The 6,465-nt window shown below is 45.3% G+C and carries 6 protein-coding genes; 4 read left to right on the forward strand and 2 right to left on the reverse strand.

Annotation, left to right across the window (positions count from 1 at the left end):
• Nucleotides 1–106 precede the first annotated feature (106 nt).
• Entirely contained in the window at nucleotides 107–913 is an 807-nt protein-coding gene (locus QUB20_RS17900; RefSeq protein WP_333246567.1) for an alpha/beta hydrolase, read from the forward strand.
• 61 nt (nucleotides 914–974) lie between these two features.
• On the opposite strand, the gene QUB20_RS17905 is transcribed toward QUB20_RS17900, so the two are convergent.
• Together QUB20_RS17905 and QUB20_RS17910 are read right to left on the reverse strand one after the other, a co-directional pair.
• On the reverse strand, nucleotides 975–1,886 hold the full coding sequence (locus tag QUB20_RS17905; protein WP_333246569.1) for a pantothenate kinase: 912 nt from the start codon (nucleotides 1,884–1,886) through the stop codon (nucleotides 975–977).
• A 51-nt stretch (nucleotides 1,887–1,937) separates the two neighbouring features.
• Nucleotides 1,938–2,081 (reverse strand): hypothetical protein, encoded by a 144-nt coding sequence (locus tag QUB20_RS17910; protein WP_333291532.1) that lies wholly within the window; start codon nucleotides 2,079–2,081, stop codon nucleotides 1,938–1,940.
• A 120-nt stretch (nucleotides 2,082–2,201) separates the two neighbouring features.
• On the opposite strand from QUB20_RS17910, the gene QUB20_RS17915 reads away from it, so the two are divergent.
• From QUB20_RS17915 to QUB20_RS17925, 3 genes are all read left to right on the forward strand, one after another.
• The gene (locus tag QUB20_RS17915; protein WP_333250108.1) at nucleotides 2,202–4,307 is read left to right on the forward strand and encodes a GAF domain-containing protein; all 2,106 of its coding nucleotides are present in this window, start codon (nucleotides 2,202–2,204) and stop codon (nucleotides 4,305–4,307) included.
• Between the two features lie 242 nt (nucleotides 4,308–4,549).
• Nucleotides 4,550–4,690 carry a hypothetical protein gene (locus QUB20_RS17920; protein WP_333150880.1) on the forward strand — a complete coding sequence of 47 codons (141 nt, stop codon included), beginning with the start codon at nucleotides 4,550–4,552 and terminating at the stop codon, nucleotides 4,688–4,690.
• Between the two features lie 610 nt (nucleotides 4,691–5,300).
• On the forward strand, nucleotides 5,301–6,465 hold a 1,165-nt coding region (locus tag QUB20_RS17925), incomplete at its 3' end, for a Calx-beta domain-containing protein (protein WP_333291534.1).

The following is a 6,465-nucleotide window of genomic DNA, read 5'->3' on the forward strand; positions in this document are numbered from 1 at the left end:
AATTGTCTGTTATGAATGTGGAATTAATTTTCACTGTTTTCCTACTTTTATTCACAATCTCTGAACATTAAATTAATCATCTTTTTATTACTAAATATTTAACCGGATGTACTCACCGCTACGCAATTCTAGGGTAAAACTCTCTGTAGGGCAAATCTTTTGGCACGAAGTCGGTCAAGGCCCGAATTTAGTATTTTTGCACGGTTCTTGGCACGACAGCAGTCAGTGGCTGAGGACGATCGAACATTTGAGCGCCTACTACCACTGCTTCGCACCGGATTTGCTGGGGTTTGGCGACTCGGAACGCCCGAATCTTCATTATTCGATCGACTTGGAAGTAGAGTGTCTCGCCCAATACCTCGATACTTTGAAGCTGCGAGAGGTTTATTTAATCGCTCACTCTGTGGGTGGCTGGGTGGCCACCAGCTACGCTATCAAATATCCCGATCGAGTTCAGGGTTTGGTGTTGTTGGCCCCAGAAGGCGTCAAGGTTGGCAACCGACGGGGGCGGTGGCAGACGGCTAGCTGGCTAATCGGCCAACCTCCGCTGGCTTTGTGGTGGCTGCGATCGATCTATCCAATTGCTAAGTTGCTGGGTAGCCAAAAAAAGATTGACGGATTGCTCAACTTCAGACAGCAGTTGATGGAGTCCCCTGTTGCCGTGCAGTTGCTGTTCGGGCGGCGGCGGGCTGAAATTACAGCGGAATTAGTTGATGAGAATTTGCCTTTGCTGAAAGCGCCTGTTTTGCTGTTGCACGGTTCTGAAGAGACTCCCGCAGCTTCGTCTCTGTGTCAATCCTATGCTGCTCTGGCTCCTAATGCCGAACTACAATTAGTCAGTCCGGGGGAAAGCAATTTGCCCCAGGAAGTCCCGGATGTTGTTGCTAACTATATTCGCGAGTTTGCTAGGTGAATTGGTCATTGGTCATTGGTCATTGGTCATTGGTCATTGGTCATTGATAAAATGACAACAGTCAACAGTCAACATTTAACAGGCTAATTCCCCAAAAAATAGCCTCTGGTGCGTCAATTAAGCCTGCTGCTGTATCAGGAAAGGCTGCGGTGAGGTATTTTAAAAGCATAGTGCGATCGCCCCCCGTGACGGCAATTTTGCTATCAGGAAACAAACACCGCCAATCTTCAATAAAATCCCTAACTCCTGCCACCGTCGCATACACAACTCCGCTTTGAATTGCCCCAGCAGTGTCTGTCGCCCAGCGGTATGGCAAATTTTGTGGTAAAGTGATTAAAGGTAATCCAGCAGTTTTTTTACCTAACGACGATAACTGCAAACCCAAACCTGGTAAAATTGCGCCCCCAACTAAATACCTATTGACATCAGCCCCAGTAAATGTTAAAGCTGTACCAGCATCTATAAGTAAAACTGGCCAACCCAATTGGTTGCCAGCGCCCACTACAGCCAAAGCTCTGTCAATTCCCAGGGTAGGATAGAGTCCCCCGATCGGCAACTGGTCTAAAGTAATAATTCGGACATCTGGATAACTCTGCCAAATTGCTGTTTGCTGGGGAACTACTGAAGCCAAAATTAGAGGCAGTGGCACGAAAGAAAGTGTGTGAGGATTAGAAAAAGCGGGAGTAGCAGGAAGACAAAGGAGATTTTGAGCAGATATTTCCTCGATCGACCTCATTACTATTTGCACCAAATATTCTGCCTTTTCCTGCTCCGAGAGCGAGGAAACAGTATCAGCATTGAGATGCTCTGTATCCCATGTTTTCTTCAGAGTTTTGCCCGCAAATAATCCCCAGTGCAGTCGGGAGTTGCCGATCGCCAAAGCTATTTTAATCTGGGCTTTACCTGTCAATCCAGAAGTAATGTTGTCGGTGCTTGCTGGCGAACGAAAATTGTCGGGAATTGAGTTTTCCATGTTGAGCTAGCCGGCGCAAACATTGAACTAAAGATAGAGTTTAGATTAATTTTATTCGCTTAAGCGGGCGGTTAACTCTATTTGACATCTGACCAACTTCCATGCCATGCGCCAATTAGTATTGTCGGCTGCAGAGGGCAGAGTTGCTAAATATAAATATTTGTAAAGCAAATAATTGCTTTGCTCAGGCGGCATCCTTTATAATGTCTTAAGATATTCCAAAAGTCCTGGTAGCTGCGATGGGGCTGTTGGCGGGGTAAGCACAGGTTTATAAAACCAGACTCAATCAAAATACTGTACAACTGCTGAGTAAATATGTCTTTACAAATACAAGAACACGAAAACCCCTGGCACAGAGTAACTTCGCGGTTGCCTGAATCTGAAAACTGGATGCAGCAAGAAAGTCTTTCGCTGCCGGAAGTAGACCAACAAAAAGCCATAATTGTACAGATGCAGCAGCAAGTTCAGTTATCAAACTTGCTGAACCAAATTAATAACGAAATTCGCAGTACACTTGACATAGAAGAAATTTTGACATCAGCCTGCAGATTGCTGGGACAAGCGCTACAGGCAAGTCGCGTGAGCATTTTGGTCAAAGAATCAAATACAGAAAAAACTTTAGTCACGCGCGGAGAGTACAACGCGGGGGACTATCCGATTCAACTGGGAATGAAAGTACCGATGAGTGACAACCCGCATTTGGCTGCCGTCGTGTCTCAGCAAGAGTCCCTAGCACTGACGAACTTTCTCGATTTTCCGGGATTGAACCCACAAACCCGAAAAATTGTCGAAGCTTTGGAGATTAAGTCAATGCTGGCAGTAGCTACTCGCTATCAAGGTGAAGTGAATGGCATAATTGGCTTGCATCAGTGCGATCGCGAACGGGAATGGACTGATTGGGAAAGGCAGCTTTTAGAAGGGGTAGGATCGCAATTGGCGATCGCGATTAATCAAGCCAAACTATATAGCAAAACCAGGCGTCAAGCCGAACGAGAATCGCTGCTACGGCTGATCGGCAATCAAATTCGCAGTACCCTCGATCTGGGAACTATCCTGGAAACAGCGGTGAGGGAAGTCCGCCAAATGTTGCAGTGCGATCGAGTAATTATCTATCAGTTTCAAGACAACTGGCAAGGAAAAGTTGTTGTTGAAAATATGACAGTTCCTTGGCCTTCAATTTTAGGAGATATGGGGGCTGATAAGTGTTTCCGGGGAGATTACGCCGATCTTTACCAGCAAGGGCGAGTCAAAGCAATTAATGATATTTTTAATGCGGGTTTAGAGTCTTGTCATGTCGATTTCTTAGATAGTTTGCAGGTAAAAGCTAATCTGATTGTGCCGATTGTTACATCCAGAACTGAAGAAAATACCTCCGACACAGCCGGAAGCTATAATCCTAAATTTCCCGGTAGGCTGTGGGGTTTGCTGATTGCTCACGAGTGCGGGGATACCCGCAATTGGCAGCGGCAAGAGATGGAGTTGCTATCCCAAATAGCCAACCAAATGGCGATCGCCATTCAGCAAGCAGAACTTTACAGCCAAGTCCAAGATGCTGCGGTAAAATCTCAAGCTCAAACCCAGCAGTTGCAGGCTGCATTAGAAGAATTGCGATCGACACAGCAGCAATTGATTCAAAGCGAAAAAATGTCAGGTTTGGGGCAAATGGTAGCGGGAATTGCTCATGAAATTAACAACGCCAACAATTTCATCCACGCTAACTTGTTTCACGCTCAAGAATATTTTAAAGCGTTGAACGAAGCTCTAGAACAGGCCGGAAATGCCTGCCCGGAAGCAGCAGAAGCAATTGTCAGAATCAATGAAGAACTAGAACTAGATTACATTCGAGAAGATTTTGGTAAACTGCTCAATTCAATGCGGGAAGGAAGCGGGAGGATTCGCTCGATCGTGATGACGCTGCGAAATTTTTCTCGTTTAGACCACGCTGAATTAAAACCAGTAGATTTGAATGAAGGTTTAGAAAGCAGTTTCTTGATGCTGCAAAATAAGCTAAAAACCCATATCAAAATAGACAAGCAATACGGCAGTTTGCCGCCAGTTCAATGTCATGCCAGTCAAATTAACCAAGTATTTTATAATTTGATTGACAATGCTTTAGATGCGCTCCAGTCAACGAGTAAACCGGGGGAATTAACTATCCGCAGTTGGCAAAGCGAGCCGGACTGGGTAACAATCTCTGTCCGCGACACGGGAAGTGGAATTCCTGCAGAAATTCAAGACAAGATTTTTGACCCATTTTTTACTACTAAACCTGTGGGTAAAGGCACTGGTTTGGGACTTTCCGTGTGCTATCAGGTAATTGTCCAAGCTCACGGTGGCAAGATCCGTTGCGTCAGTCAGGTTGGCGAAGGAACTGAGTTTATTGTAGAGTTGCCGCTGAAAAATCAGAGAGTAAGTGCATAATTCCTGCTTTAGTCAGATTAACTCTGTTTTGCCACTCTGACAGTAGTATAGAACTCATTTGACATCTTGGCGTTGCTTAATCAGGGTATGAAAAAAATCACTTTAAAATCCAAAAGCTTTGTGGATACAGGTTTCTATGACGGGCATATTTAGCGTTTCATACTGTAAATCAGCAACGCCTAAAATTCTAAGTATTTTTACTAATAATTGTCTCTGCTGATTCACTTTTGTCCGCTGAAGCAGTGAAAGCTGCCTCTTGGGGGGCGGCGAATGTGGGATTTAAGCTCTCCTCTACAGATATGGAAAACCCGCTTTTTATGGGGCAGAAAAAAAGATCGCAATTTTTCCGGATAAAACTTATTGATGATGAAAGTAAGGAATAATCGCGTTCCTGAATACAGGTATAAATCAACTTTTCGCTTGATGTTACACAACTCACCCTCAAGCGGGCTTATAGTCATTTGGCAATCTTGAATTCATACCTGTATTCAGCAACATCCTAAATTATGTACTCATGGCAAAGATCCGACTTTTCCGACTTTAGGATCCGACTTTTCCGACTTACAGAGACAGGGGTTCTAAGCCATGATAGAGAGAGGGGAAAGTCAACCCACGATATCTAGATTGTAAAGATATTGTGAACCGGCGTTGCTGAATAGGGTATGCAATTTGTAGGGCAAATACCCCCGTGGTTGCCACACCGCTGACGGGCTAAGCACTTAGAATTACCCCTACAAGCTTTGATTCAGCAGCGCCAGAATAAGCATCTACATTAAGTAGGGAAGTAATTACAATTAACATCTAATCAGGGGGAATCAAGCCTTGAAATGCTTATTGGGAAAGCATTTGGGCAGGGTAAGCATTTTTATTGGATTTACCTGCACCTACTTATGACGAAATTTTTCTTGCAGTGACCGATAACGATAAAGAAAGCCCAACATCTGGTTTTCAGTCACTTCTAATCCTTAATTACTCATCATTAACACAGAAGCTATGGCTACTTCAATCACTGGTTCTTTGGGTCAAACCAATAATTACAGCGCTCTCAATGAGCTGATCGCAAAATGGCCTACTGCCGCCCAGAATCAAGGCATCCAACTGTCTGGGATAGCTTTTGATGGCGTGGAAACTGACTACCTTAATCCGAATGTCATCAGCAACCTCACTTTAGCAAGTAACGAAAACCCTAAAAGCTGGTTGAGCTACGGCACTACTGGTGGTATTGGTGTCCCAGCCTCTTATAGTGGTTGGTTCACTGACGCCAAGAAAATTCGGGCAGAAATCAACCATAACCCCAACACCGATCAATCTCAGGCGCTGAAGGTGAAATGGGCAGATAACCAAGACATTACTAGCGCCACGATCGATCTAAGTTCATTGAGTCCCAAAACAAGTCCTGGTTTGGGCGATCAAGGTAATGAAGTTGGTTTCCTACAACTCTTTAATAATGGGGCTCCGGTATCGATTAGCAATTTTACTTTCACTCGCCTCAACGCTCCGATCGCTGCAAAACCGATCGCTGTGTCTCCAGATGGGGTTACTTTCATTGGCGATCGCACCGATGGCAGTTTCCAATTCAAGATAGATGCAAACCCTCTGGGCGGCGCTACTTTTGACGAACTGCGGTTCTCCACCAAAGCCTACGATAGCCCCACCGCTGCCTACGTCGCTACCCCCTTTAAAGACGATGGTTCCGACTACCTGGTGCGGAACATTGAATATCAAGGAACTGAAGATCCGATTACCCTGGAATTTAGTGCTCCTACTTTCAGCGTCAACGAAGATGGAACAACAGTTGCAGCAGTAACAGTTACACGTACTGGCAGTACCACTGGTGCCGCCAGTGCCACGGTGGAATTGAGTGATGGTACTGCTATCGCCCCTGATGATTACACCAATACTCCCCTGACTGTCAATTTTGCCGCGGGGGATGCTGCACCCCAAACCATCACCATTCCGATCGCCAACGATACTTTGGTAGAGGGTACCGAAACACTCAACTTAACTTTGACCAACCCGAATGGTGCCACGATTGGAACCCAAGGTACTGCCACTTTAGACATCGCAGACGATGACAGCAGCCTGGAATTTAGTGCTCCTACTTTCAGCGTCAACGAAGATGGAACAACAGTTGCAGCAGTAACAGTTACACGTACTG

Source organism: Microcoleus sp. B4-C2 (assembly GCF_036705265.1).
GTDB lineage: Bacteria > Cyanobacteriota > Cyanobacteriia > Cyanobacteriales > Microcoleaceae > Microcoleus.